Genomic DNA, 1,626 nt, shown 5'->3' with positions numbered 1-1,626 from the left:
CTATTTTCTTCAAAACGTAGAAAACAAAAAGTGATCGGAATTTCTTCCGACCACTCCTGGATTTACAGGAGTCCTTTTTTATTATTATATGCTATCATAATAATTATAAGAAAACAAGCTGTTTTTGATAAAAAAAGGAATTAGCCTTTTGACCCGATAGGGATTATGAAATATAAAGGGAAGTTGTTTTTAGATTATATACTAATGTTAGATATATTGAAAGTTGAAAGAATTTATTATAAAGAGTTTTCGCTGGTCTTGGGCTGTTTTTATAAGAGTTAGACAGTAAACTGGTAGATAATTTTCGTATTTTTGTATATATTTTTATATGAAAAATTCCAGAATGTTTTGATTTATGAAAGTCCAATTTGCTTCCGACCTGCATCTTGAGTTTGAGGAGAACTCCTTATTTATAAAGGATTTTCCACTGATTCCGTGTGGGGATATACTTTTGCTTGCCGGGGATATCGGATATATTGGACATGGTACATATAAAGAACATCCTTTCTGGGATTGGGCTTCAGAAAATTTTAACCAGGTATTGGTTGTACCCGGAAATCATGAATTTTATGGCGGTTATGATACCATTAGGCTCAAGAACGGGATGAAAGAAGAGATACGGGATAATATCCACTGGTATTATAACAAATGTGAAGTAATTAACGGTGTAGAATTTCTGTTGACCCCACTATGGTCTTTTATACCGGTATCCGCAGAAGATAATGTTACGAGCCATATGCCCGATTTTAAATTTATTAATTATAATGGGAAAGGGCTGACGGCTGATATTTATAACAAAATGCATGAGCAATGCATTTCGTTTTTAAAGTACGCCCTGCACGAAGATAAGAAAGGGATACGGGTAGTTGTGTCCCATCATTTACCTTCCGTTAAATGTATGGCGGAAGAATTTAAGGGCAGTGCCCTTAGTAATGCATTTTATACGGATCTTGACAGCCTTATTAAAATGAATATTCCTGAATACTGGATATTTGGGCATTCACACAGGAATATAAGGGATATCCGGATAGGGCAAACACGGCTTTATTCAAATCAGCTCGGATATGTAAATCTGAAAGAAAACCTTTCTTTTGACCGTTCAATGTCAATTGTTTTATAGGATATTCCATCGGATGGATTTTCTCCGTGATAAATTTTAATTAAATTCAAATTGACATTTATACCTCAGAAACTGTTTGTTAAATTAGAAGAATTTGGATCTGTCAATCAAACTATCAACTCAAATTTATAATAACAGAAGGTCCTATTTGTAGTATTTAGTCCTGAATATGAAAACACCGGATTTTATAAATTAAAAAACCGATAGAAAATAATCTGCCGGTCTTTTATAATAATTATTCTACTATATATGTAACCAATTATAGAACGCAATAGAACAAAGCATGCTTACCTTTTAAAGATTAACAACAAGAACAACATACTAATTATTAATGCGAATCAGTATTTAAAAAATTAGATAAATAAAAGCGATGGCAATTTTACCCATCGTATGTACTAAAAGTCCGGATGTCGATCTGACTTTCTGCGCTCTTTGAATTTTTGTACATTCATTCAACCAATTGAAGAATGATTCTATGGGTTGTCTGACTTTAGAAACAGCAGTAG

1 protein-coding gene is annotated in these 1,626 nt (G+C 33.0%); it reads left to right on the top strand.

Annotated features, from left to right (window positions below; translation table 11 throughout):
* Positions 1-355: 355 nt before the first annotated feature.
* A complete protein-coding gene (locus ACFO6W_RS12010) occupies positions 356-1,120 on the top strand; it encodes a metallophosphoesterase (RefSeq protein ID WP_379996717.1) in 765 nt (254 codons plus the stop codon).
* The last annotated feature ends 506 nt before the right edge of the window (positions 1,121-1,626 follow it).

It is taken from the genome of Dysgonomonas termitidis (assembly GCF_042654545.1).
In the GTDB taxonomy this organism is placed as follows: domain Bacteria; phylum Bacteroidota; class Bacteroidia; order Bacteroidales; family Dysgonomonadaceae; genus Dysgonomonas; species Dysgonomonas termitidis.
This window is presented reverse-complemented; position numbering and strand designations above follow the sequence as displayed.

Excerpts from the sequence above, each read along its gene's own strand:
- ACFO6W_RS12010 (WP_379996717.1), top strand. The coding sequence starts at position 356 with ATGAAAGTCCAATTTGCTTCCGACCTGCATCTTGAGTTTGAGGAGAAC.